Genomic DNA, 25,969 nt, shown 5'->3' with positions numbered 1-25,969 from the left:
GTCAGACCTTCGGCATGACGGTCATGATGTGGCAGACCGAGTTCCACGGCTCCAGGCGCACGTAGTTGGCCTGGCTCCAGGTGTAGCCGACGCCGGCGACCTCGTCGCGCACCCCGAACGACTCGCCCCAGTTCAGCCCCAGCGACGGCAGGTCCAGCCAGACGGTGCCCTGCTGGGCGGTCGTCGGGTCGAGGGTGACCACGCAGATGACTGTGTCGCCGCTGACCGGGTCTGTCTTCGAGTAGACCAGCAGCGCGTCGTTGTCCACGAAGTGGAAGTGCAGGTCGCGCAGCTGCTGCAGCGCCGGGTGCGCGGCCCGGATCTCGTTGAGCCGGGTCAGGTAGGACTGCAGCGAGTTCCCGGTGGCCAGCGCGGCGTCGAAGTCGCGCGGGCGCAGCTGGTACTTCTCCGAGTCGAGGTACTCCTCGCTGCCCGGGCGCACCGCTTCGTGCTCGTACAGCTCGAAGCCGGAGTACACGCCCCAGGACGGCGACAGGGTGGCGGCGAGGGTGGCCCGGATGGCGAACATGCCCCGGCCGCCGTGCTGCAGCGACGCATGCAGGATGTCCGGGGTGTTCACGAACAGGTTCGGCCTCGCCTCGTCGGCGCGCAGGGCGTGCTCGGCGGCGAAGTCGATGATCTCCTGTTTGGCGGTGCGCCAGGTGAAGTACGTGTAGGACTGGGTGAAGCCCAGCCGGGCCAGCCCGTACAGCCGGGCCGGGCGGGTGAACGCCTCGGCCAGGAACAGCACGTCCGGGTACTTCGCCTTGAGCTGCCAGATCAGCCAGTGCCAGAAGTTCGGCGGCTTGGTGTGCGGGTTGTCCACCCGGAAGATCCGCACCCCGTGCTCGGCCCAGTGCAGGCAGACCCGCAGCACCTCGGCGTAGAGCCCGTTCGGGTCGTTGTCGAAGTTGATCGGGTAGATGTCCTGGTACTTCTTCGGCGGGTTCTCCGCGTAGGCGATGCTGCCGTCCGGGCGGGTGGTGAACCACTCCGGGTGCTCGGTGACCCACGGGTGGTCCGGGGCGCACTGCAGCGCTAGGTCCAGCGCGACCTCCATGCCGAGCTCGGCGGCCCGCCGCACGAAGTCGTCGAAGTCGTCGAGGGTGCCCAGCTCGGGGTCGATGGCGTCGTGCCCGCCGTACTTCGAGCCGATCGCCCACGGCGACCCGACGTCGTCCGGCTCGGCGTCGACCGAGTTGTTGCGGCCCTTGCGGTTCACCTCGCCGATCGGGTGGATCGGCGGCAGGTAGACCACGTCGAAGCCCATCGAGGCGACGCGGTCCAGGTCCTTGGTGGCGGTGACGAAGGTGCCGTGCACGGCGCGGCCGGTCTCGTCCCACCCGCCGGTGGAGCGCGGGAAAAGCTCGTACCAGGAGCTGTAGAGCGCGCGGCGGCGGTCCACCCAGACCTGGTGGGTGCGGCCGCGGGTCAGCAGCTCACGGATCGGCCGCTCGGTGAGGATATTGTCGACCGGTTCGGACAGCGCGGCCAGCAGCCGTTCGGGCAGGCTCAGCGTGGTGTCCCGCAGCGCCGCCGCGGCACCGAAGAGCAGTTCCCGGTTGGCCCGCTCGCCGGGCCGCCGACCGACCCGCTCGATCAGACGTGCGCCGGTCTCCAGGTCGTTGATCAGCTCGCGGGCATCCTGGCCCGCATCGACCTTGGCGTGGATCGTGTGCAGCCAGGTGCTCCACGGGTCGCTCCAGGCGTCCACCCGGAAGGTCCACAGGCCCGGTTCGTCGGGCACCACGCTGGTTGCCCAGCGGTCCGAGTCGACGCCCTCGGCAACCATCCGGGAGTGCTGGCCGGGGCCCTGCGCGCCGAGCCGCTTCCACACCACGTTGGCGGCCACCGCGTCGTGTCCCTCGCGCCAGACGGTGGCCCGGATCGGGACGCTCTCGCCGACGACGGCCTTGCTCGGGTAGCGGCCACCGCCCACCGCCGGGCTGACATCGTCGATTCCGAGCCGTCCGCTCACGGCGCCCCACATCCCAGCTTGATTCGATTCAGTTCGTGGCAGGTCGTGTCAGTTCGTGTCTGTTCGTGCCAGTGGACACACTCGCTCCGGCCCGGTTAAAAGGTACCCACCGAGCTCGCGACTTGAAACGACATCCCGGGGCGGGTCTCCGCAAGTTTGCGTGCCCTATAGTCACCAGTTGATCATTCGTCCCGGCGAGTTCGCTGGTCACCGTCGGGATGTGGTTTTGTGCGCAAGCTGTACCGATCCCTCAATCGATTCACGTACGCTGCGGCACGTGAGAGCACTCCGTAGGTTCACTGTCCGCGCCCAGCTGCCGGAACCGCTCGCGCCCCTGCAGGAACTGGCCGGCAACCTCCGCTGGAGCTGGCACCCGCCGACCCAGGACCTGTTCGCGGCGATCGACCCGTCGGCCTGGGCGCGGGTTGGCAATGACCCCGTCCGGCTGCTCGGGGAGGTGTCCACCCAGCGGCTCGGCGAGCTGGCCCGGGACGACGACCTGGTTGACAAGGTCCACGCGCAGGCCGCCGACCTGCACTCCTACCTGACCGAACCGCGCTGGTACCAGCGTCAGCAGGCCTCCGACGCCGACCTGCCGCCCGCGATCGGGTACTTCTCGATGGAGTTCGGCGTGAGCGAGGTGCTGCCGAACTACTCCGGCGGCCTCGGCGTGCTGGCCGGCGACCACCTCAAGGCGGCGTCCGACCTGGGCGTGCCGCTGATCGGCGTCGGGCTGCTCTACCGGTCCGGTTATTTCCGCCAGTCGCTGTCCCTGGACGGCTGGCAGCAGGAGCACTACCCGGCGCTGGACCCGCAGGGCCTGCCGCTGCGGCTGCTCACCTCGGCCGACGGCGCCCCGGTGCTGATCACGGTCGGGATGCCGGCCGGTCGCACGCTGCACGCCCGGGTCTGGCAGGCCGTGGTCGGCCGGGTGCCGCTGCTGCTGCTCGACTCCGACATCGAGGAGAACGAGCCCGACCTGCGCGGCATCACCGACCGGCTCTACGGCGGCGACCAGGACCACCGGATCCGGCAGGAGATCCTGGTCGGCATCGGCGGGGTGCGCGCGGTCCGGGCCTTCTGCGAGGTCACCGGCCACCCGAGCCCGGCGGTGTTCCACACCAACGAGGGACACGCCGGCTACCTCGGCCTGGAACGGATCAGGGAGCTGATCGCCGGCACAGGCCTGGACTTCGACGAGGCGGTCGCGGCGGTGCGCGCCGGAACCGTGTTCACCACGCACACCCCGGTGCCGGCCGGCATCGACCGGTTCCCGGTCGACCTGGTGCGGTACTACTTCACCGAGTCGCTGCTGCCCGAGGTGCCGCTGGAGCGGGTGCTCGCGCTGGGCGCCGAGGACAACCCCGGCATGTTCAACATGGCGCACATGGGCCTGCGGCTCGCGCAGCGCGCCAACGGGGTGTCCAAGCTGCACGGCCAGGTGTCCCGGGAGATGTTCGGCGGCCTGTGGGGCGGCTTCGACACCGACGAGGTGCCGATCGGCTCGGTCACCAACGGCGTGCACGGCCACACCTGGGCGGCCCGTGAGGTGGCCGCCCTGCTCGGCGAGCCCGGGCTCGAGGGGGCCACCGCCGCGGAGGCGCTGCGCAACGTCTCCGAGGTGTCCGACCTCGACCTGTGGCAGCTGCGCGCGGACCTGCGCCTGCAGCTGGTGGAGGAGGTCCGCCGGCGGGTCCGGGCGGCCTGGCTGGAGCGCGGCGCGTCCGCCCCGGAACTGGGCTGGACCGACTCGGTGTTCGACCCGGAGGTACTCACCATCGGGTTCGCCCGCCGGGTGCCGACCTACAAGCGACTGACCCTGATGCTGCGCGACCCGGGCCGGCTGCGCGCACTGCTGCTCGACCCGGAGCGCCCGGTGCAGCTGGTGGTGGCCGGCAAGTCACACCCGGCCGACGACGGCGGCAAGGCGCTGATCCAGCAGATCGTGCGCTACTCCGACGACCCGGCCGTGCGGCACCGCATCGTGTTCCTGCCGGACTACGACATGTCGATGGCCCGCTACCTCTACTGGGGTTGCGACGTCTGGCTGAACAACCCGCTGCGGCCGCTGGAGGCGTGCGGCACGTCCGGCATGAAGTCCGCGCTCAACGGCGGGCTGAACCTGTCGGTGCGCGACGGCTGGTGGGACGAGATGTACGACGGCAAGAACGGCTGGGCGATCCCCACCGCGGACGGGGTCACCGACCCGACGCGGCGGGACGACCTGGAGGCCACCGCGCTCTACGAGCTGCTGTCCAACCAGGTCGCGCCGACGTTCTACCGGCGCGGTGCCGACGGCGTGCCGACCCGCTGGGTGGAGCTGGTCCGGCACACCCTGGCCAACCTGCGCCCGCGGGTACAGGCCACCCGGATGGTCAGTGAGTACGTCCGGGACTGGTACCTGCCGGCGGCGCGCGCGGCGGCCGTGGTCAACGCGGGCGAATTCGCTGGCGCCCGCCAGCTGGCCGATTACCGGCAGCGGCTGAACACGTCCTGGCCGAGGGTGCGGATCAGCGGCGTGGACGCCTCCGGGGTGCCGGACAGCCCGGTGGTCGGCGCGCCGATGACGGTGCGGGCGACGGTCGAGCTCGCGGGGCTGAAGCCGGACGACGTGCTGGTGCAGGCTGTGGTCGGCCGGGTCGACGAGTCCGACGAGTTGGACGAGCCGGTGACCGTGGCAATGGCGCACGTGGGCGGCGCGGAGAGCGACGGCGACCGGTTCGAGGCGGTCGTCCCGCTGCCGCACGCCGGGCTGCTCGGCTACACCGTCCGGGTATTGCCCCGCCACGACCTGCTCAGCTCGCCCGCCGAGCTCGGCAAGATCGTCATCGCGGGCTGACGCGGGACCGGATCAGGGGGATCGGGGCGAGGGCACCGAGGCGAGCGCCCGGCCGATGTGGTCGGGCAGCTCGCCGCCCAGCTCCACCCAGACTCCGAAGGCGCTGAAGAAGCAGGCCAGGCCGACCTTGGCCCACAGTCGGGGCCGCACGTCAGCGTCCACGCCCACACCCAGCTGGGCGGCCAGGTGATCGGCCATCTCGGCCTCGATGTCGGCCTGTTTGGTGAGGTCGCGAGCCCGCAGCGCCGGTGTCTGCGCGATCAGCCGCTGCCGGGCGCGCACGGCGTCCAGCTCGCCGTCGAACCGCTCCGCCAGCGCGCCGAGCACGGCGGCGAGCGACTCCAGCGGCCGCCCTTCGTCGAACGGGTGCGCCGCGAGTGCCTCCCGCAGCATCGCGCGGTGCTCCGCCTCGTCGGCGAACAGCAGCTCGTCACGGTCCGGGAAGTAGCGGTGGAAGGTCCGGGGCGCCACATCGGCCGCCTCGGCGATCTCGGCCACGGTCACCGCCTCGAACCCGCGCTCCTGGAACAGCCGCATACCGGCCTCGGTGATGGCCTTGCGGGTGCGCTGCTTGTGCAGGTCACGGCGGGACACCGGCACATTGTGGCATGTCATGCCAAGTGGCACACTGTGCCACATGGTTCAGGCGACAGGAACGTTCGTGGTGACCGGCGGCACCGGCGGACTCGGTCTGGAATGCGCGCGGGTGCTCGCCGCGACGCCGGGGGCCCGGGTGGTCGTCACCGGTCGCGACAAGGGCCGGACCGCCGCCGCGGCGGCCGCGCTGGATGCGCACCCGATGGCGCTGGACCTGGGCTCGCTGGCCTCGGTGCACCGCTTCGCCGCCGAGCTGGGCACCGACCTGGCCGCTGGCGCGCTGCCCCCGCTGCGGGGGTTGGCGTGCAACGCCGGTCTGCAGGTCACCACCGACAGCCGGACAGAGGACGGCTTCGAGACGACGTTCGGGGTCAACCACCTCGGGCACCTGGCGTTGGTCTCCGACCTCGTCGACCGGTTCGAGGCGCCGGCCCGCATCGCGTTCGTCTCGTCCGGCACCCACGACCCGGCGAAGCCGACCGGGATGCCGAGCCCGCTGGCCGACGCCACCGCCGACGAGCTCGCGTTCCCGCCGGCCGAACCGGGCGCGCGGACCGGCCGGCGGCGCTACACCACGTCCAAGCTGGCGAACGTCCGCACCAGCTACGTGCTGGCGCAACGGCTCCGCGAGCGGGGGATCACGGTCAACGCCTTCGACCCGGGGCTGATGCCCGGCACCGGGCTGGCCAGGGATGCCGGCGCGGTCACCCGGTTGCTGTGGCGCACGGTGGCCAAGGGGCTGGTGGTGCTGCCAATGGTCAACACCACCCGGACGTCCGGGGCTAACCTGGCCCGGCTGCTCACCGCGACGGAGCTGGCCGGCGTCACCGGCGCGTACTTCGTCGGCCGCCACCCGGCGGGTTCGTCGCTGGCGTCCTACGACGCCGTGGCCAACCAGGCGCTCTACCGGCGGAGCCTGCACCTGATCGGTGACGCGGTGCGATCGGATCCATCGGTCTGAGGGTAATGCCGGACACCATCTGCCCGAACCGGGCAACAATGGCCCTGACCTCAGCGATGTAGCCCGGCGGGCGTTGCTCGTACAGAACGTGTCGCTTGCACAGCGTTTGCACAGAGGGAGGAGTGAATCAGTGGGATCCGCCTCGGATGCCGTCCGTAAGGCCTGGTCGGCTTGTTTTCGGCGGGGCCGGACACCAGGCCTGCGTACCGCCAAGACCACCTTGGGGGCGGTGCTCGCCTTTCAGATCGCGGACATGTTGCACACGAGCGCGCAGCCGATCCTGGCGCCGCTGACCGCGTTGCTGGTCGTTCAGTTGACCTTGTACAGCACGCTGACCAGCGGACTCGACCGGGTCGCCGCCGTGGTGACCGGGGTTCTGGTCGCGGTGGGTGTGGCCGGGACGACCGGGTTGACCTGGTGGAGCCTCGGGGCGGTGGTCGGCATCTCGCTGGTGATCGGCCGGTTGCTGCGCCTCGGGTCGAACCTGCTCGAGGTGCCGATCAGCGCGATGCTGGTGCTCGCGGCGGCCAGTACCAGCATCGGATACACCCCGGGCAGCCCCAGCCTGGCGACCACGGCCACCGGCCGGGTGGTGGAGACGCTGATCGGCGCGGCGGTGGGCATCCTGGTCAACGTGGTGATCGCGCCGCCGCTGTACATCCAGCCGGCCGATGACGCGGTCGGTGAGCTGATCGACAAGCTCAGCGGGTTCTCCCGCGAGATGGCCGCCGCGCTGCGCGGCGACTGGAGCCGTGAGGAGGCGGACCGGTTCTTGCAGGGCGCCAGGGGCCTCGGTGTCGAGGTGGCCCGCGCCGACCTGCACCTGGGCCGCACCGAGGAGAGCGCCCGGCTCAACCCGCGCGGCAAGGTGGCCAGGGCGGCCCAGCCCCGGCTGCGCACCGCGCTGACCGGGCTGGAGCACTGCTACGTGTCGCTGCGCAACCTGTGCCGGGCGGTGCTGGACCGGACCTACTACGTCGCCGAGGACGACCCGGACGGTGCCTACCGGCCGGAGGCCAGGCGGGCGCTGGCCGACGTGCTGGACGCGTTCGCCGACGCGATTGCCACGGTTGACCCGATCGCGACCGACGAGCCGCACGCCCCCCGGTCCAGGGTGCTGGTCGAGGCGCAGTTGGAGGAGTTGCACGAGCGCCGCGACCGGTTGTCGTCGCTGCTGCTGGTCGACCCCGCGGTGGATGCCGCCGCCTGGGAACAGCATGGCGCGCTGTTGGCCGCCGTGGACCGGCTGCGGGTCGAGGTGGAGGCCGCCGTGCGACCGGTCGAAGGGCAGTGGCGCCCCGAGCCGGTGACCGCGCGGCACCTGGCCGCCGTGCGCCGCGTGTTGGACACGCTGGGCCGCCGGGACCGGGGCGAGGAAGTGAGCGTCCAGGAGGTCCGCGCCGCCGAGGTGCAGGCCGTGCGGGCGATCGACGAGCAGCAGCGCCCCGAGCATGCTGACGGCGCGAGCGCAGATCGCGCGGGCGCTGACCGCGCGGGTAAAACTGGCGCGAGCGCTGACGGAACGCGCCCCGAGGAACCGCGCCGCGAGGAGACCGTCTGACGTCCCTGGGCCGGCCTCGCCCAGACCCGCTGTGGGCCGCACAGGGGGTGCCGCGTGTAGCTGGCACAGACCGTGTACCGCTCGGACAGACCGTGTAGGGCATGTGCGGGCTACCGCCGGTCTGTGCCAGCCAAGGTCTGGCGCCGAGGGCCGACCGGTGCGGGGTGCGGGTGCCAGTCGATGGTGCGGTGGCGGGCGCGTGCCCTCCGGGGTGCCCGCCACGGCACCTCCAGCCCGTTGGCCGGAACGGCACCTCCAGCCCGTTGGCCGGACAAGAACAGCACGGACAGTGGCGGTGGACGCCCCGATTCAAGATCACAGTAACCTCAGTATGGTTATCGGGATTCAGAACCAGACTGGAGTTACTCTCGGCGGTGAATTCGGTGTGGTCGCGCGCGCGTCGCGCCAGTGCTCGGGCGGCGGCGGTCCGTCCCGCACAGACCCGCTGTGGGCCGCACAGCCCTCGCAAGGTCTGTGCGGCGGGTACCCGGTCTGTGCCGCGGCGCAGGCGCCGGCGGCGGCGGCGGCGGGCTCAGGGTTTGGGTAGCTCTCGGGCTAGTACCTTGCCGGTCGGGTTGCGCGGCAGTTCGTCCAGGAACACCACGTCGCGTGGTACCGAGAAGCGCGACAGCTGGTCCTTGACGAGCGCGCGGACGGCGTCGGCGTCGAGCTCGGCGCCGTCGGCGAGTACCACGTAGGCGGCCAGGCGCTGGCCGAACTTCTCGTCGTCCACCCCGATCACGGCCACCTCGCGGACCTCCGACCGCGAGGCGAGCAGGTCCTCGACCGGTCCGGGGTAGACGTTCTCGCCGCCGGAGACGATCATCGAATCGCCCCGGCCGCTGAGGAACAGCCGCCCCTCGGGGTCGAGCTTGCCCAGGTCGCCGGTGGACATCAGGCCGTCGTGCATCTCCACCTCGGAGCCGGCGCGCGTGTAGCCCTCGAACATCATGCCGTTGCCGACGAACACCCGGCCGATCTCACCGGCTGGCACGGGCTTGCCGTCGTCGTCCAGGATCTCCAGTTTGGTGCCCCACGGAGCCTTGCCGGCGGTGTGCGGGTCGGCGCGCAGGTCCGCCGGGTTGGCGATGCTGACCCAGGACACCTCGGTGGAGCCGTAGAGGTTGTAGAGCACGTCGCCGAAGTGGTCCATGAACTCGGTGGCCAGATCGCCGGGAAGGGCCGAGCCGCTGACCGCGACCACCCGCAGCCGCACGTCGTAGCGGTCCAGGTCCGCCTCGGGCAGCTCCAGCAGCCGGGCCAGCATGACCGGGACCGCGATCAGCGTGCCGCAGCGGTGCTCGGCCAGCGAGCGCAGTACCTCGGGCGGGTCGAACTTGCGGCGCAGCACGGCCGGGGCGCCGAGCAGCATGGCGAGCTGCATGGCGGCGAAGCCCCAGGTGTGGAACAGCGGCGGGGCCACGAACATCGGCTCGCCGGCCTGGAACGGGATGCGGGACAGGATCGCGCCGGCCGGCGCCCAGCTCTTCGGCCGGGGACGCTCCGCGCCCTTCGGGGTTCCGGTGGTGCCCGAGGTGAGCACGATGAGCTTGCCGGGCGGTGGGCGCAGCGGCAGCGGGGTCTGCCCGCCGGTGTTGATCAGCTCGTCGAGCGTCTCACCGGACTCGGACCCCTCGCCGTCCGTCCAGGCGATGATCAACCGGCAGTCCTTCGGCAGCTCGGCCAGGCTGTCGGTGAACTCCTCGTCGGCCACGAGCACACCGGAACCCTGCTCTTCCAGGACCTCGCCGATGGTGTGCGCGGACAGCGAGGTGTTGAGCAGCGCGACGTTCGCGCCCAGCTTCGCGGCGGCGACGGCGAGCTCCACCGGGCCCCGGTGGTTGCGGCAGAGGACCGCGATCGAGGTGTCCGCCCCGACGCCCCGGTCGGCCAGCGCATGGGCCAGCCGGTCGCTGCGCTCGTGCACCTCGGCGAAGGTCAGCACACCCCGGTCGTCGATCAGCGCCGGGCGGTCCGGGTGTCGGGATGCGCCGGCGGCGTAACCGGTGGCCATGCTGATGCCCCAGCGCAGGTACCCGCCGGCGATGCCGATCGCCCGGTCGGGCCGCATGGGCGCGACCACCCCCGCCTTGGCGAGTAGTCCGAGTCCCCAGGTCAGTTCTACGGCCTGCTGGACCGCTTCGCCCACCCTGTTGGTTACGTCAGCCGGCGTGATCATGCCCTTCACGGGTCGAAGCATGCCCGATCCGGCCGCGTCCGGCTATGCGGAGGTGATGGTTTCCTCGGCGTCGTCCATGTCGTGCTGGTAGGTCTCGGTCAGGGTGAGCACACACGCGATGGCGATCAGCGACACCGCGATGATGTAGAGGGAGATCGGCACGTTGCTGTGGAACTCGGCGAACAGCCAGGCCGCCACCAGCGAGGAGATCGCACCGCCGAGCAACGCCCCCAGCTGGTAGCCCAGCGAGGCGCCGCTGTAGCGGAACTTCGCGGAGAACATCTCGGAGAAGAACGCGGCCAGCGGGCCGTACATCATGCTCAGGGTGATCTGGCCGCCGAGCAGGCCCAGCGTCATCCCCCAACCGGTGGCGGTGTCGACCAGCCAGAACAACGGGAAGGCCCAGATCGCGGTGCCGATCGATCCGGCCAGGTACATCTTGCGGCGGCCGATCCGGTCGGAGATGGCGGCGAACCCGGCCAGCGCGGGGATCTGGATGATCGCCACGATCGCGATGGCCAGCAGCACGGTGGACCGGGACATGTGCAGGATGCGCACGCCGTAGTCCTGCAGGAACGTGATGTAGATGTAGAACGTGGTGTTGACGACGGTGAACGCGCCGCCGGCCAGCAGCACCCGGCGCCACGAGGTGCGCAGCACCTCCAGTACCGGGGAGCGGCTTACCACCCCGGAGGATGCCTCGCGCTCGGCGGCCAGCTGCTGCAGGTGGGTGAACGCCGGGGTCTCCTCCAACCGGCTGTGCGCGTACATCGCCACCCCGACCAGCAGCACGCTGGCCACGAACGGGATCCGCCAGCCGTAGCTGAGGAACGCGTCCGCGCTCATCACCAGACTGAGGAAGAAGTAGGCGACGGTGCCCAGCAGCACCCCGACCGGGACCCCGATCTGGGCGACGCTGCCGTACAGGCCACGCTTGTGTTTCGGGGCGAACTCGGTGGCCAGCAGCACCGCGCCGCCCCACTGGCCGCCCACCGCGAGGCCCTGTACGAACCGCAGCACGGTGAGCAGGATCGGCGCCGCCACCCCGATCGCGGCGTAGGTGGGCATCAGCCCGATGAGCACGCTGCCCACCGCCATCGTGATCAACGCCGCGAGGAACGCCTTCTTGCGGCCCACCTTGTCCCCGAAGTGGCCCCAGATGACGCCGCCGACCGGGCGTGCCACGAAGCCGACGCCGAAGGTGGCGAAGGACAGCAGCACCCCGGTCGCCGGGTCGGCGTTCGGGAAGAAGATCTTGGGGAACACCAGCGCGGCGGCGGTGCCGTAGAGGAAGAAGTCGAACCATTCGACGCTGGCCCCGACCAGACTGAGTCCAGCGATCTTGCGCACCGAGCGCTCGTCGAGTTGGCCGGCCTGGTTGCTACTGGGCGTGCCCATGGCTCGTCGTCTCCGATTCGGGTCGGCGGGTGCGGTGTGCCGGAACCTAGCCTGAGACGACGCTCAGGTCACCCGTTCAGGTCACTCTTCACCTGAATAGATCGACAACGGACGACCGCGCAGATGGCGGCGCGGGCGTCTACCAGTGGATCCCGGGCAGCACCCGGGCCATCGCGCGGGCGCCCCGGGAGAGCGCGGTCATGTCGGGGGCGGTGGAGTCGTCACCCCGGGCGGCGGCCGAGTCCGGGAACACCCGGAACGCCACGTGCAACAGCGCGTCGGTGAGCCTCGGTACCAGGGTGTAGGCGAGCGAGCCGGCGGTGCCGAGCGGAGTGCCGATGTGCTTGGGCCGCCGGCGCAACGCGTCCAGCACCATCTCGGCCGCCTCTTCCGGCGAGCGGGTCGGGAACGCCCGGTAGATGTTCGTCGGCGCGATCATCGGCGTGCGCACCAGCGGCATGTGGATGGTGGTAAAGGTGATGCCGTCGCCGTAGGTCTCGCTGGCCACCACCCGGGCGAACGCGTCCAGCGCGGCCTTGGAGCCCAGGTAGGCGGAGAACCGGGGCGGGTTGGTCTGTACGCCGATGGAGGAGATGTTCACGATGTGCCCGAACCGGCGCCGCGACATCTGCGGCAGCAGCGCCAGGGTCAGCCGCACCGCGCCGAAGTAGTTGATCGCCATGGTGCGCTCGTAGTCGTGGAACCGGTCGTAGCTCAGCCGCACCGAGCGGCGGATCGACCGGCCGGCGTTGTTGACCAGCATGTCCACCTGGCCGTGGTCGCCCAGCGCGGCGGCCACCAGGTTGCTCACCGAGTCGGCGTCTGTGATGTCGCAGGAGTAGACGCTGGCCCGCCCGCCGCCCTCCTCGATCTCCGCGCGGACCTTCTCCAGCTCGTCGGCGCGGCGCGCCACCAGCAGCGGGATGCCACCCTCGGCGGCCACCCGCAGCGCGGTCTCCCGGCCGATCCCCGAGGAGGCACCGGTGATCATCACGGTGCGGCCGTCCAGCTGGCCCTTCGGACCGGCCCGCCGCGCCCGGTTCGGGTCCAGGTGCGTGCGCCAGTACCGGTACAGGGTGGGGGCGTAGTCGGCGAACTCCGGGCAGCGGATGCCGGTGCCGGCCAGCGCGGCCCGGGTCTCGGTGTCGTCGAACACCGTCTCGAAGCCCAGGTGCGGCAGTACCTCGGGCGGGATGCCGATCTCGGTGAGCACCGCGTCGCGCAGCTCGAGCACCTCGGGCACCCGCCCGACGAGGTCACCGAACAGGCCGGCCAGCCGGCGTGCCGGCGCCGCCACCGCCGACGGGATGGACTGGATCAGCCGGGGCGCGCCGGCCGAGGCGGCCAGTGCGTTGTACACCTCGACCAGGGGCTGCGGCTTCGACGAGACCAGGTGGAACGCGCGCCCGTCCAGCCCGTCGGCGTGCATCAGCGTGTCCATCGCGTCGGCCACGTAGTCGACCGGCACGATCGTGGTGGCGCCCAGGTCGGGCACCGGGATGGGCAGCGCCCGGACCAGCGGCGCGGTCGGCCCGAGAGCCCTGGCCACCGCCTCGATCGAGGGCAGCAGATAGTACGGGCCGTCGACCTTGTCCATCTCGCCGGTGCGCGAGTCGCCGACCACGATGGCCGGCCGGTAGGCCCGCCACGGCACCGACGACTGGCGGACCAGCGCCTCGGCCGCGAACTTGGTGGCGTGGTACGGCGAGCCGAGGTGCTGCCCGGCGTCGAAGTCCGCCTCGGTGAACCGGCCCGGGTAGTCGCCGGATACCGCCACCGAGGACACGTGGTGCAGCCGCCCCGCGCCGATCCGCTCGGTCAGCTCGATGACCCGTCGGGTGCCCTCGACGTTCGCCGCCCGGTTCGCCGCGTCGCTCGCGGTCAGGTCGTAGACCGCGGCGAGGTGCAGCACGTGGTCCACACCGGCCAGCTCGGCGGCGTCGGACTCGGATACGCCGAGCCCGTCCACGGTCAGGTCCCCGGCCACGGCCCTCAGCCGGTCGTGGCCGGCCAGGTCGGCGGTGCGCGCGGCCAGCCGGCCCGGCGAGCGGACCAGGCAGAAGATCTCCGCGTCGGGGCGGGCCAGCAGCCGGCTCAGCACGTGTCGACCGAGGAACCCGGTACTGCCGGTGACCAGGTAGCGCATGTTTTCACTCCGTCGAGCGTCGCTGCGGGGCTGAGGGCACTCAGTGTGCCACGAAGATCGGGCCGTTCCGGGCTCGTGCCCACCCGAGAGGCTGATGGGCGCGCCATCGGTTGGACTAACGGCCCAGCACCGGACGGACCCGCGCCGCGAGTCGCCCCGCAATCCGCTGCGGGTTCTCAAGAAGTGGACGCTACGCTCCGCGCCGTGTTCGCCCGGGTAGTTCGATGCGCGTCCAGTTCCCGATCTCGCCGGCGCCCCGTCCGGAGTGGCTCGGCGCTGCTCAGCGCCCTGGTGCTGGCCCTGGTAGCGACCGGCTGCGGCAGTTCGGGGCCGGAGCCAACGACTCCCTCCCCGTCGCACTCCCCGCCGGCGGCGGCGGACAGCGCCCCGCCCTCCCCGTCGGCGGCGCCACCCGCTGCTCCGGCCACGGACCCGCTGCCCGGCATGCCCCCGGTACGCGACCCGCACAACGTCTACGCCGACGCCGGGCCGAACATGCTCAACGACGTGACCAGGAGTGCCAAGCCGCTGGTCTACGTGCCGCACACCAAGTCCGGCGATGTGTGGGTGATCGACCCGGCGACGTTCGCCGTGGTGGGCAAGTACCCGGCCGGCATCGAGATCCAGCACGTGGTGCCGTCGCACGACATGCGCACCCTGTATGCCACCGACGACCTTGGCGACACGGTCACCCCGTTCGACCCGACCACCGGCAAACCGGGGCCGCGGATCCCGGTCATCGACCCGTACAACATGTACTACTCACCGGACGGCCGCTCGGCGATCGTGGTCGCGGAGGCCCGCCGGCGGCTGGTCTGGTACGACCCGAAGACCTGGAAGGTCCAAGGCGAGACGCTCACCCCGGCCTGCGCCGGCATCGACCACGCCGACTTCACCCCGAACGGCCGGATCGGCGTGTTCACCTGCGAGTTCGACGGCCGGGTCGCCGTGGTGGACATCGTCTCGCACAAGCTGCTGCGGACCGTCGACATGCCGCACCGCAACCACCACATGGGGCCGCAGGACATCAAGTTGGCCCCGGACGGCTCGGTGTTCTACATCGCCGACTCCGACGAGAACGGCGTGTGGGTGCTGGACGGCGCGGCCACCAAGGTGATCAGACAGATCCCCACCGGCAAGGGCGCGCACGGGCTGTACCTGGACCGGGAGGCGAAGCGGCTGTTCGTGACCAACCGCAACGAGGGCAGCGTCAGCGTGCTCGATGCCTACACCGGAGCGAAGCTGGCCAAGTGGCAGATCCCGCACGGCTCCACCCCAGGGCCCGGCAGCGGGACCGGTCACCCCACCCCGGATCTCCACGGCGGCCCGGGCCCCGCCCATGCCAGCCCCGACATGGGCGGCCTGACCGCGGACGGCAAGCAGCTGTGGCTGTCCGGGCGCTACGACCACGCCGTCTACGTGCTGTCCACCGACGACGGCCACCTGATCAAGCAGATCGAGGTGGGCCGAGGGCCGCACGGGCTCTGCGTCTGGCCGCAGCCCGGCCGGTACTCGCTGGGTCACACGGGCATCACCCGCTGACCTGGGCTTCCAGCCACTCACAAGGTCCCGGTCAGGGTGCGGGCCGCGTCAGGTCGTACCAGGTCTGGCCGGCGACGGTGACCGGGGTGAAGTGCTGGCCGACCCAGGTGCTGATCTCGCCGCCGGTGCCGCCCCGGGAGCCGCCACGTCCCGCCCGGTGCTCGCCGCCGGCCTGGCCCGCCGACGTGCCGCCGGGGCCGTCGCCGTCGCCGCCGCCGCCGCCGCCGCGGAACGACTCGGGAATGAAGTAGTGGATCCGGCCGGCGGCCACGTCGGACTGGAACTGGGCCAGGGTCGGCGTCGGGTCGCTGCCCATGAACCCGCCGATCGCCAGTACCGCGGTGTCGCTGCCCAGCTCGAGTGAGGAGGCGCTGTGGGCGCTCACGGTGGCCGCGGACCAGGTGGTGCCCGCCGCGCGCAGCAACCCGACCGCGGCGGGATCCACCGGGGTGTCCTCGCCGGGTCCGTGCCCCGTGCGCGCGCCGGCGCCGGTTGTGCTGTGCTCGGGGCCGCCGCGGTCGAAGCCGGCGCGGGCGAAGTGCCCGAAGCCGCTGCCCGGGACGGTCGGCCCGGCCGTGGGCATGCCACCGGTGTGCGCGGTCGACGTGGTCTGCACCGCGTAGGCCGCCGGTCCGAGCAGCCCGGCCACCACGGCGACGGCGGCGACCGATGCGACCCGCCGCCGCCCGCCGCCGGGCACCAGCACGGCCAGTGCGGCAGCCGCGGTGACTGCCAGTACCGCCCAGCGCAGTGCCGGCTGCCAGCTCGGGGTGCGGTCCAGCAGCACCCAGGACCAGCCGCCGGTGCCCGCGACGAGCACCGCGAGAGCCACCCGCGCCGGCAATCCGGCCCGCCGGGCGTACAGCTCGTGCCCACCGATCCCGATCACCGCGGCCACCGAGGGCGCCAGCGCCACCGTGTAGTACGGGTGGAACATGCCGGCCATCAGGCTGAACACCAGACCGGTGACCAGCAGCCAGCCGCCCCAGAGCAGCAGCGCCGCGCGGGTCCGGTCGGTCCGGGGTGCCCGCCGGGTGAGCCAGAGCCCGATCACCAGCAGGGCGACCGCCGCCGGCAGCAGCCAGCTGGCCTGGCCGCCGACGTCGGCGCTGAACAGCCGGGACAACCCGGCGCGTCCGCCGAAGCCACCGAACCGACCCCCGCCACCCGTCGAGCCGCCGCCCGTCAGGCCGCCGCCGGCCAGGTCCCCGGCTGAGCCGGAGCTTCCGCCCGGCAAGCCGCCGCCCGCCGCGAAGCCGCCGCCCGGGGAGCCGCCGCCGGCCCCGCCCGAGCGCCCGAGCAGCCGGCTCACCCCGTTGTAGCCCAACGCCAGCTCCAGCAGGCTGTTCGTCCGGGAGCCGCCGATGTAGGGGCGGTCCGCGGCCGGCCAGAGTGCCACCAGCGCCACGTACCAGCCGGCGCTGACCACCAGGGCCGACCCGGCCCCGAGCAGCTGTCGGATCCGCCGCCCGAGCCCGGTCGGCGCGGCGAGGAGGTAGGCGAGCGCGAGCGCCGGCAGCACGACGAGGGCCGCGCCCATCTTCGTCAGGAAGCCGAACCCGATGGCCACCCCGGCGAGCACCAGCCAGCGGGTGCTCGCCCGCTCGATCGCGCGGGTCGTGCAGTACGCGGCGAGCACCAGCAGAAGCACCAGCAGCGCGTCCGGGTTGTTGAACCGGAACATCAACACGACGACCGGGGTGAGCGCGAGCGCGGCACCGGCCAGTAGCGCGGGGACCGGCCCGGACACGCGGCGGACCGAGGCGTACAGCAGGGCCACCGCGGCCACGCCCATCAGTGCCTCGGGCACCAGCATGCTCCAGCTGGAGAAGCCGAAGATCCGACCCGACAGCCCCATCACCCAGATCGAGGCCGGCGGCTTGTCCACCGTGATGAAGCCGGCCGGGTCGAAGGCGCCGAACAGCAACGCCTTCCAGCTCCGGGTACCCGCCCACACCGCCGCCGCGTAGAAGTTGTTCGCCCAACCGGAGGCCGCCAGTCCCCACAGGTTGAGCAGCGCGGTCCCGCCGAGCAGGCCGGCCAGCGAGAACCGCTCCCACCGCAGGCGGGGTGTCGTCGCCGGTTCCGGGCCTGCGGTGGCCGGGCGGTCGAGGGTCGCGGTCACGAGGGGCGCCGCGCGCCGAAGACCCAGGTGCGCAGGAGCGCGAAGCGGGCCACGGTGGCCAGGGCGTTGGCCGCCAGCAGCACGACCAGCTCGGCACCCCGTCCGGCCGCGGGGGCCATCAGCCCCAGCAGGGCGAGCGCCCCGCTGCTCAGCGCCAGACTGAGGCCGAACACCACCAGCGCCTGCAGCTGCTGCCGCCCTGCGCCCGCCCAACCCCGGATACCGAAGGTGATCCGCCGGTTGGCCTCGGTGTTCGCCACCGTGCTCAGCACCAGTGAGATCAGGTTGGCGGTCAGTACGCCGACCTCGTTGCGCAGCAGCACGAACAGCCCGAGCTGCGCCACCGTGCTGACGATGCCGATCGCGGCGAACCGGACCAGCTGGCCGACCAGCCGAGCGTTGAGCCGTCGGCGGGCCGCCGCACCGAGCGCACCGGTGCCGAACAGGAGCCGGGCCACCCCGCTGCCCCGCCCGCCAGCTCCGGGGCCGCCAGCTCCGGGGCCGCCGGCTCCGGGGCCGCCGGTCTGAGGGCGGATGGGCAGGCCGGGACTCCGGAGGCTGATGGGCGAGAGGGCGCCCCTCAGCCCGGGCGGCCGGGCAATCCGGGGGGTCGGCAGCGGAAGCGAGGCGCTCATGGGGGCGACTCTGACCTCAGGCGCTGTACCGCCGGTATGCCGAAGCTATGCACTCGCTGTGCGAGCCTGACACCCTCTCAGCCGCGCACGTCCCCGACCGCGCGTCGCGGAGCTCGGCTAGCCCTGCTTGTTGTTACCGAGCTACACAACAGGCAGGATTTTCGGCCGTTCGCCCTGCCTGGTGTGCAGCTCGGTAACGGGACGCCGCCGCTCGGCTAGCGGGCCCGCCAGTAGCCGGTGGCGTACACCATCCGGCGGGTCAGGCCGCGCTCGTCGAGCAGGTGCGCGCGGATGTCGCGGACCGCCCCGGCCTCGGCGGACAACCACGCCTGGCACCGCCCGGGGTCGACGCCCGGCGGCAGCTCCGCCGCGGTCACCGCCTCGATCAACGGTTGGCCCGCCGCCCGCTCGCCACGGTGCAGCCAGTGCACCCGGGTGCCCGCGCCGGTGGGGAGCGGCTGCTCCTCGGCAACGTCCGCGACCTCGATGAACACCTCCACCGGGACACCGGCCGAGACGACACCGGCCGGGACGGCACCGGCCGAGTCGACACCGGCCGAGTCGACACCGGCCGCGACACCGCCCGCGCTGAGGGCCTCGAGCACCGTGGCGATGGCCGGCAGCGCCGACTCGTCGCCGATCACCAGGTGTGCCTGTGCGGTCGGGTCGGGCCGGTAGCGCCCGCCGGGGTCGGACACGCCGACCCAGTCGCCGGGCTCGGCGGCGGCGGCCCAGGCGGCGGCCGGACCGTGTGCGCCGTGCAGCACGAAGTCCACGTCCAGCTCGCCGGCGGCGGCGTCGAACCGGCGCACCGTGTAGCTGCGGATCACCGGCCGGGGCTCGCCGGGCGGCCAGACCGGCCCGCCGGAGGAAGCCCGGGGCATCGCCGGACGCCGCTGGCCGGGCATCGGGAAGAACAGTTTGATGCGCTGGTCCGGGCCGTCACCGGGGAACCCGGCGAGCTCGTCGCCGCCGAGAGTCACCCGGGTCATCCTCGGCGTGACCAGGTGGGTGCGCAGGACCTGCAGCGTGCGGTGCCCGGTGTGTACCGGGGCGGGATCAGTGCCGGACATCGAACCCATTCTCGCAGCTCACCGTCACGGCGCGGCGGCCAGCCCGACCGCCGCCGGCTCACCGAGGCGTGGTGGCGCCCAGCCCGGACCAGACGAGGTCCATCAGGTACTCGGTGGCCTGCTCGGCGCTGACGTCGCCGCGCCGGCCGCGCCAGAGTGCTAGCCGCTCGCTCGCTCCGACGATCACCTGTGCGTAGGCCTCCAACCGCAGCGCGTCGGCGCCCGGCGCCTGGGCGTTGAGCAGTCCGGTGACGAACCCGGTCTGCTGGTTGCGGATGCCCTCCACGGCCTCGGCCGCCGAGCCGATCGGGGTGGCGGCCTCCTCGTAGAGCAGCGTGGCGGCCCCGCCCTGGGAGTCCAGGAAGTCGAAGAACGCCCGGAACCCCCGCCGCACCATGTCCTCCGGGTTGCTCGCGCTGCCGGCCGCCTTCGTGGTGACCTCGAGCAGCTCGGTGCGGGCCCGCGCGATGCAGGCCAGCAGCAGGCCCTCCTTCGAGCCGAAGTGGTCGTAGAGCACCGGCTTGGTGACACCGACCCGCTCGGCGACCGCGTCCATCGACGCCGCCTGATAGCCGCGTTCGGCGAACACCGCGCTGGCCGCGTCCAGGATCTGCCGCTCCCGCTCCGCCCGGCTGACCCGGCGCCGGACCGGCTTCTCTACCTGCATCACATCACCCTACCGCAAGTAACTTACCCGTGGTAGGTTACCGCCAGTAAGTTACCGCAGGTAACTTGTCACCAGGGAGCTCGGGAGGAGCGGGACATGCGGACATCGGTGGTCATCATCGGCAGCGGCTTCGCCGGGTTGGGTATGGCGATCCAGCTGGCCGAACAGGGCCGGGACGACTTCGTGGTGCTGGAGAAGGCGGACAGCCTCGGCGGCACCTGGCGGGACAACACCTACCCGGGCTGTGCCTGCGACGTGCAGTCACACCTGTACTCGTACTCCTTCGCGCCGAACCCCAACTGGACCCGGATGTTCGCCGGGCAGGACGAGATCCGGGGTTATCTGGAGGACCTGGCGGACCGCTACCGGCTGCGCGACCGGATCCGCTACGGCGTGACCGTGACCGGCGCCGAGTTCGATGCGGCCGAGGGCGGCTGGACCGTGCACACCGCGAGCGGCGAGACCATCGAGACCCGCTTCGTGGTCTGGGGGACCGGTGCGCTGCACGAGCCGTCGATCCCGGAGATCGAGGGGTTCGAGCGGTTCTCCGGTCGGGTGTTCCACTCCGCGAACTGGGATCACGACCACGACCTGGCCGGCCGTAGGGTCGCGGTCATCGGCACCGGCGCGAGCGCGATCCAGTTCCTGCCGCCGGTGGCCGAGCGGGCGGCCGAGCTGACCCTGTTCCAGCGCACCCCGCCGTGGATCCTGCCCAAGCTGGACCGGTCGATCAGCTCGTTCGAGCGCTGGGCGTTCCGCACGTTCCCGCCGCTGCAGCGGCTCTACCGGGCGTCCATCTACACCCGGCTGGAGGGGCGCGTGTTCGGCTTCCGGCACCCGAGGGTGATGACCGGACTGCAGGCGCTGGCCAAGGCACACATCCGGCGCGGCATCACCGACCCCGAGCTGCGGGCCGCCGTCACGCCGGACTACACCCTGGGCTGCAAGCGGGTGCTCATCTCCAACGACTACTACCCGGCGCTGGCCAGGGCCAACGTCAATGTGGTCAGCGACGGTATCGAGCGGGTCACCGAGCGTGGGGTGGTCACCGCAGACGGTGTCGAGCACGAGGTCGACACGATCATCTTCGGCACCGGTTTCAAGGTGGCCGACAGTTTCGCCCAGCTGGCCATCACCGGCCGGGACGGGGTCAAGCTCACCGACGCCTGGCGGGGCGGCTCCGAGGCGTTCCTCGGCACCACCGTGGCCGGGTTCCCGAACCTGTTCCTGCTGGTCGGGCCCAACACCGGGCTCAGCCACAGCTCCATGGTCTACATGATCGAGTCGCAGGTGGCCTACGTGCTGGACTGCCTGCGGCTGCTGGACTCGGCGGGCGCGCGCGTGTTGGACACCCGCCCGGAGAGCCAGGCCGGGTACAACGCCGAGCTGCACGAGCAGCTGGCCACCGGGGTGTGGCAGCGAGGTGGGTGCCGGAGCTGGTACCTGGACGAGAACGGGGTCAACCGCACCCTGTGGCCGGACTTCACCTTCCGGTTCCGCCGGCGTACCCGCCACGCCGACCCGGCCGACCACGAGATCCTGGTCTGACCGGGCAGTCTCAGATCGCGTCGACAGCGGACCGGGCGGCGGGTGAGGATGGCGGCATGGCCGTCTCTCTCGCCGACACCGACACCGGCACCGTTCCGCCCATCGTCACCGCGCTGCGGGCCGTGCTGCCCGCCGACCGGATCCTCACCGACCCGGACCTGACCTCCGGCTACGCGCACGACGAGGCGGAGTGGGCGCCCCGAGGGCAGCCGGCGGTGGTGGTCCGGGCCCGGGACACCGCCGAGGTGGCGGCCACCGTGCGGGCCTGTGCCGAGCTGCGGGTGCCGGTGGTGCCGCGCGGCGCGGGTACCGGGCTGTCCGGCGGGGCGAACGCGGTGGACGGCTGCGTGGTGCTCAGCCTGGAGGCGATGCGCTCGATCCTGGAGATCAACCGGGCCGAGCGGCTGGCGGTGGTGCAGCCCGGCGTGGTGAACGACGAGCTGCGCGCGGCGGTCGCCGAGCAGGGCCTCTGGTACCCGCCGGACCCGGCCAGCGCGCCCTGGTCGACCATCGGCGGCAACGTCTCCACCAACGCCGGCGGGCTGTGCTGCGTGAAGTACGGCGTGACCAAGGACTACGTGCTCGCCCTCGAGATCGTCACCGCCACCGGCGAGGTGGTCCGGCTGGGTCGGCGCACCGCGAAGGGCGTCGCCGGCTACGACCTGGTCGGGCTGTTGGTCGGCTCCGAGGGCACCCTGGCGGTGATCACCGAGGTGACCGTCAAGCTGCGGCCGCTGCGCACCGCGCCGACCCGCACCGTGGTCGGCTTCTTCGACTCGCTCAGCGCGGTCGGCGACGCCGTCGCCGGGGTGACCGACGCCGGGCTGCAGCCGGCCATCTTCGAGCTGATCGACCGACACTGCCTGCGCGCGGTGGAGGAGTGGAAGCACATGTCGCTGCCGGACGACGCGGCGGCGCTGCTGCTGGCCCAGTCCGACCTGGCCGGCCCGGCCGGCGAGGCCGAGACGGCGGCGATCCTGGCCGAGTTCGTGAAGGCCGGCGCGCGGGACGCGGTGGCCTCCACCGACCCGGTCGAGGCCGAGGCGCTGTTCGACGCCCGCCGGCTGGCCTACCCCGCACTGGAGCAGCGCGGTGACGCCGTCCTGACCGAGGACGTCTGCCTGCCCCGCGGCATGTTGGCCACCATGCTGGCCCGCATCGAGCAGATCGCCGAGCGGCACCAGGTGCAGATCGCCAACGTGGCGCACGCCGGGGACGGCAACCTGCACCCGTTGATGATCACGCCGCAGGGCGACGAGGAAGCCAAGCTGCGGTCCCAGGCCGCCTTCGAGGAGATCGTGGACACCGCGATCGAGCTCGGCGGCACGGTGACCGGGGAACACGGCGTTGGCCTGCTCAAGCGCCGCGGTATGCAGCGCGAGCTGGGGCCGGCCGCGGTCGCGCTGCAGCGGGCGGTCAAGGCGGCCTGGGACCCGGACGACCTGCTGAACCCCGGCAAGGTGATCGGCTGAGTCGTCGGCTGAGTCGTCGAGCTGCGTCGGCGGCTGAGCCCGGTCGAGCTGCCCGGCTGAGCTGCCGACCCCACCGAGTGCTTTGGTCGCGCACAGCAACCAGGCGATAGTCCGATCGGATTATCGTCGTTGAAAGGCAAGATCGAACTAACGATTCCCTTGTCGTGGCGTCGAAAGCGAACGTAATCTGGGGAAGACCGTTGCGGAGCCCGCGGTTAATTGAGGCCACTCAGGTGGTCGCGCGAGACAATCAGTCCCGCGCACCTTTATGACGTCGGTTCGTGGGGCTCGAACCGCACTGGGGGTATTGTGCCAACCCGAAGTCTTTATCAGATTCTCGCGACCGCTCGGCGTGATAATTACCCAGCATTGATGGTAGATATCAAACGACGATCGCCTCGGGATGGGGAGCTCATTTCCGAGGCGCGGTTCGATTCCTATGTTCGGGCGCTCGGCGAGGCCGGCGTGCCGGCGCTGTCGATGCCGACCGATGCCGTGCACTTCGGCGGGAGTGTCGCGCTGGCGCGCCGGGTCACACGGCTCTGCGAGGTGCCGCTGATGCGGAAGGAGTTCTTCACCTCGGTCGGCCAGATGGACGAGTCGCGGGCGGCGGGCTTCGACGCCGTGCAGCTGTCACTGGGCACCATTCCCGATCCGACGCTGTTCGACGCGATGCGCTCGCGGGCCGAGGCGATCGGGCTCGAGGTGGTGATCGGCGCACACGGCAGGGCGCAGCTGGATCGGGCGATCGCGCTCGGCGCCGACGCGATCGGCCTCAACAACCGGGACATCGCCGCCCTGGAGCTCGACGATGGCACGATCGGCGCGAGTGAGTCACTGATACCGCTGGTCCCCCGGGGTGTACTGGTCATCTCGGAGAGTGGCCTGCGCTCGGCCTCGGACGTGCACCGAGCCGCTCAGGCCGGCGCGAACGCGGTGCTCATCGGTACCGCGGCATCGAAGAGCCCGGATCCGGTCGGCTGGCTGCGGTCGCTCCGGGAACCTGTGCGGTCGAGCTGAGCACGGATCGGCTCGGCGCCCTGCTGCGCGCCCGGTCCGCGCGGGAGCGGCTGCTGGTGGTCTATCTGACCCTGGGCGACCCGCTGACCTCGGGGCCACCGGACCTCGCTCCGGTGATCGCGCGCGCCGGGGTCGATGTCCTCGAGCTGGGCATCCCGACGCCGGGGGTGCACCCCAGGGGAGCGGCGATCGGCGCGTCGTTCGAGCGCGCCCGGGGGATCGGGCTGGCGCGGGTGTGGGCCGAACTGGGTGAGCTGCGCCGGCGCCTGCCGTCGACACCGCTGATCCTGCTGACCTTTCCGGAGACGGTGGCCGACATCGGCTGGGCGCGGCTGCTTGCCGAGTCGGTCCGGCTCGGGGTGGACGGAATGGTGCTCACCGAGCCGACCGCCGAGACGCTCGGCGAGGTGTCGGCGGCCGGCCTGAGCGCGATTCCACTGATACGGCCGACAACCGACCGGGATACGGCCGGCCAACTCGAGCATTGGGCCACTGATTTGACCTATAGGGCACTGGCGGCGGGAACAGGTGCCACGTTGGACCGCGAAGTGGTGGCCCGGCTCACCGCTGAGCTCGCGGCCGACTCGGTGAAACCCTTTATTGTCGGATTCGGTATGAGAAATGAGCGTGATATACGCACGGTTGCGCCGCATGTTGCGGGTGTGGTGATTGGTAGCGAGTTCCTTATCCGCATCTCCGCGGTGGCCGCCAATGATCGTGCGAGGTATGCTGAGAAACTAGTTCAACGCTGGAAGAGCGCCACGGTGGCCGGTGCGGCGGTCGACGGGCGCGCCGAGCCGTAACGCACCTATATTCCGGATGACATTGATCCGAAACAGACATTCGATGAGCTAACAAGATGTCTAGCGCACTCAGTGTGGACGGTCTGCATCGCTCGGTGGTCGTGATCGGCGGTGGCCAGGCCGGCCTCTCCATGAGCTACTGCCTGATGAACCGGGCCATCGACCACCTTGTGCTGGAACGGGAGCAGGTCGGGCACGAGTGGGCCAACCGGCGGTGGGAGACGTTCTGCCTGGTCACGCCGAACTGGCAGTGTCAACTGCCGGGGTTCGGCTACCAGGGCGACGACCCCGACGGGTTCATGCTCCGGGACCAGATCGTGGCCTACCTGCGGGCCTATGCGAGGTCCTTCGAATCGCCGTTGGTCGAGGGGGTCAGCGCGACCCGGCTGCGCCAGGAGGCCACCGGCGGTTTCTCCATCGAGACCAGCGCGGGGCGGCTCACGGCCGACCAGGTTGTGCTGGCGACCGGGCCGTACCAGGTGCCGTTGCGGCCCCGGCTGGCCGACCGGCTGCCCGACGAGCTGGTTCAGGTGCACTCTTCGGAGTACCGCGAGCCCGACCAGTTGCCGCCGGGCGAGGTGCTGGTGGTCGGTACCGGGCAGTCCGGCTGCCAGATCGCCGAGGACCTGCACCTGGCTGGCCGGCGGGTGCACCTGGCGGTGGGCAGCGCGCCCCGGGTGGCCCGCACCTACCGGGGGCGGGACGTGGTGGCCTGGCTGGCGGACATGGGCTACTACGCCAAGAGCATCAGCGATTTCGCGGACGCGGACTCGGTGCGGTTCCGGGCCAACCACTACGTCACCGGCCGCGACGGCGGGCACGACATCGACCTGCGCCAGTTCGCCGTTGAGGGCATGCGGCTCTACGGCCGGCTGCTCGACGTGCGGGGCGGGCGGCTGAGCTTCGACACCGACCTGGCGAAGAACCTGGACGCGGCGGACGCGGTGTCCGAGGGGATCAAGGACTCGATCGACGGTTACCTGGCGTCGGCCGGCATCGACGCACCCACCGAGGCCCGCTACCAGCCGGTCTGGCAACCCGACGAGGAGCCGACCGAACTCGACCTGGCCGGCAGCGGGATCACCTCCGTGGTGTGGAGCACCGGGTTCGGCCGGGACCATCGCTGGATCGACGTGCCGGTGTTCGACGGCCGGGGCTACCCGACGCACCTGCGCGGGGTGACCAGTTGCCCCGGGCTGTACTTCCTCGGGCTGCCCTGGCAGCACACCTGGGGGTCCGGCCGGTTCTGCGGGGTGGCCACCGACGCCCGGTACCTGGCGGACCAGGTCGTGTCGCTCCGGTCGACCGGCGGCGACCACGACGTGCGCTGGCTGGCCGGCACCCCGGCGAGCACCTACCCCAGCGACGACGACTGGATCGCCCCGCGCACGGTGGCCTGAGCCCGATGTCGGGCATCATGGGTCG

The 25,969-nt window shown here is 71.7% G+C and carries 18 protein-coding genes; 9 read left to right on the top strand and 9 right to left on the bottom strand.

The annotated features are described in order from the left end of the window. Window position 1: 1 nt before the first annotated feature. Window positions 2-1,978, bottom strand: coding sequence for an alpha-1,4-glucan--maltose-1-phosphate maltosyltransferase (locus tag ACTXG6_RS44390; protein ID WP_445185295.1), 1,977 nt, complete (start codon window positions 1,976-1,978; stop codon window positions 2-4). 277 nt (window positions 1,979-2,255) lie between these two features. On the opposite strand from ACTXG6_RS44390, the gene glgP reads away from it, so the two are divergent. Beyond that, on the top strand, window positions 2,256-4,817 hold the full coding sequence (glgP, locus tag ACTXG6_RS44385) for an alpha-glucan family phosphorylase (RefSeq protein WP_445185294.1): 2,562 nt from the start codon (window positions 2,256-2,258) through the stop codon (window positions 4,815-4,817). A gap of 12 nt (window positions 4,818-4,829) precedes the next feature. Here the strand turns inward: glgP and ACTXG6_RS44380 are convergent, their stop codons facing one another. Beyond that, on the bottom strand, window positions 4,830-5,432 hold the full coding sequence (locus ACTXG6_RS44380) for a TetR family transcriptional regulator (RefSeq protein ID WP_445185293.1): 603 nt from the start codon (window positions 5,430-5,432) through the stop codon (window positions 4,830-4,832). Window positions 5,433-5,454: 22 nt separating this feature from the next. Between ACTXG6_RS44380 and ACTXG6_RS44375 the strand changes: the two genes are divergently transcribed. Continuing rightward, entirely contained in the window at window positions 5,455-6,375 is a 921-nt protein-coding gene (locus ACTXG6_RS44375) for an SDR family NAD(P)-dependent oxidoreductase (protein ID WP_445185292.1), read from the top strand. A gap of 88 nt (window positions 6,376-6,463) precedes the next feature. Next, complete coding sequence (locus ACTXG6_RS44370; protein ID WP_445185291.1) at window positions 6,464-7,936, top strand: FUSC family protein; 1,473 nt, start codon at window positions 6,464-6,466, stop codon at window positions 7,934-7,936. 532 nt (window positions 7,937-8,468) lie between these two features. Here the strand turns inward: ACTXG6_RS44370 and ACTXG6_RS44365 are convergent. The 3 genes from ACTXG6_RS44365 to ACTXG6_RS44355 all read right to left on the bottom strand — a co-directional run bounded on the left by ACTXG6_RS44365 (window position 8,469) and on the right by ACTXG6_RS44355 (window position 13,659). Continuing rightward, the gene (locus ACTXG6_RS44365) at window positions 8,469-10,136 is read right to left on the bottom strand and encodes an AMP-binding protein (RefSeq protein WP_445185290.1); all 1,668 of its coding nucleotides are present in this window, start codon (window positions 10,134-10,136) and stop codon (window positions 8,469-8,471) included. 21 nt (window positions 10,137-10,157) lie between these two features. Next, window positions 10,158-11,513, bottom strand: coding sequence for an MFS transporter (locus ACTXG6_RS44360; RefSeq protein WP_445185289.1), 1,356 nt, complete (start codon window positions 11,511-11,513; stop codon window positions 10,158-10,160). A 139-nt stretch (window positions 11,514-11,652) separates the two neighbouring features. Then, entirely contained in the window at window positions 11,653-13,659 is a 2,007-nt protein-coding gene (locus ACTXG6_RS44355; RefSeq protein ID WP_445185288.1) for an SDR family oxidoreductase, read from the bottom strand. A 444-nt stretch (window positions 13,660-14,103) separates the two neighbouring features. Here ACTXG6_RS44355 and ACTXG6_RS44350 point away from each other — a divergent pair, with 444 nt between their 5' ends. Next, on the top strand, window positions 14,104-15,201 hold the full coding sequence (locus ACTXG6_RS44350; RefSeq protein ID WP_445185287.1) for a beta-propeller fold lactonase family protein: 1,098 nt from the start codon (window positions 14,104-14,106) through the stop codon (window positions 15,199-15,201). 31 nt (window positions 15,202-15,232) lie between these two features. Here the strand turns inward: ACTXG6_RS44350 and ACTXG6_RS44345 are convergent, their stop codons facing one another. The 4 genes from ACTXG6_RS44345 to ACTXG6_RS44330 form a co-directional block, all read right to left on the bottom strand. Then, window positions 15,233-17,326, bottom strand: coding sequence for an ArnT family glycosyltransferase (locus ACTXG6_RS44345; RefSeq protein WP_445185286.1), 2,094 nt, complete (start codon window positions 17,324-17,326; stop codon window positions 15,233-15,235). Beyond that, entirely contained in the window at window positions 17,323-17,784 is a 462-nt protein-coding gene (locus tag ACTXG6_RS44340; RefSeq protein ID WP_445185285.1) for a GtrA family protein, read from the bottom strand. The genes ACTXG6_RS44345 and ACTXG6_RS44340 overlap by 4 nt, the downstream gene beginning before the upstream one ends. A 392-nt stretch (window positions 17,785-18,176) precedes the next feature. After that, window positions 18,177-19,034: a siderophore-interacting protein gene (locus ACTXG6_RS44335; protein WP_445185284.1), complete on the bottom strand. Its 858-nt coding sequence runs from the start codon at window positions 19,032-19,034 to the stop codon at window positions 18,177-18,179. 58 nt (window positions 19,035-19,092) lie between these two features. Beyond that, window positions 19,093-19,701 (bottom strand): TetR/AcrR family transcriptional regulator, encoded by a 609-nt coding sequence (locus tag ACTXG6_RS44330; protein WP_445185283.1) that lies wholly within the window; start codon window positions 19,699-19,701, stop codon window positions 19,093-19,095. A gap of 96 nt (window positions 19,702-19,797) precedes the next feature. Here ACTXG6_RS44330 and ACTXG6_RS44325 point away from each other — a divergent pair, with 96 nt between their 5' ends. The 5 genes from ACTXG6_RS44325 to ACTXG6_RS44305 all read left to right on the top strand — a co-directional run bounded on the left by ACTXG6_RS44325 (window position 19,798) and on the right by ACTXG6_RS44305 (window position 25,944). After that, entirely contained in the window at window positions 19,798-21,249 is a 1,452-nt protein-coding gene (locus ACTXG6_RS44325) for a flavin-containing monooxygenase (RefSeq protein WP_445185282.1), read from the top strand. 56 nt (window positions 21,250-21,305) lie between these two features. After that, a complete protein-coding gene (locus ACTXG6_RS44320) occupies window positions 21,306-22,721 on the top strand; it encodes an FAD-binding oxidoreductase (protein WP_445185281.1) in 1,416 nt (471 codons plus the stop codon). Between the two features lie 309 nt (window positions 22,722-23,030). Beyond that, window positions 23,031-23,741 (top strand): indole-3-glycerol-phosphate synthase, encoded by a 711-nt coding sequence (locus ACTXG6_RS44315; protein WP_445185280.1) that lies wholly within the window; start codon window positions 23,031-23,033, stop codon window positions 23,739-23,741. Beyond that, a complete protein-coding gene (locus tag ACTXG6_RS44310; RefSeq protein ID WP_445190282.1) occupies window positions 23,678-24,544 on the top strand; it encodes a tryptophan synthase subunit alpha in 867 nt (288 codons plus the stop codon). The genes ACTXG6_RS44315 and ACTXG6_RS44310 overlap by 64 nt, the downstream gene beginning before the upstream one ends. A gap of 56 nt (window positions 24,545-24,600) precedes the next feature. Continuing rightward, entirely contained in the window at window positions 24,601-25,944 is a 1,344-nt protein-coding gene (locus tag ACTXG6_RS44305) for an MSMEG_0569 family flavin-dependent oxidoreductase (protein ID WP_445185279.1), read from the top strand. Window positions 25,945-25,969: the final 25 nt, after the last annotated feature.

This window comes from Pseudonocardia sp. Cha107L01 (assembly GCF_052566575.1).
Note: the sequence above shows the minus strand (reverse complement) of the source record. Positions and strands in the feature narration are given on the sequence as shown.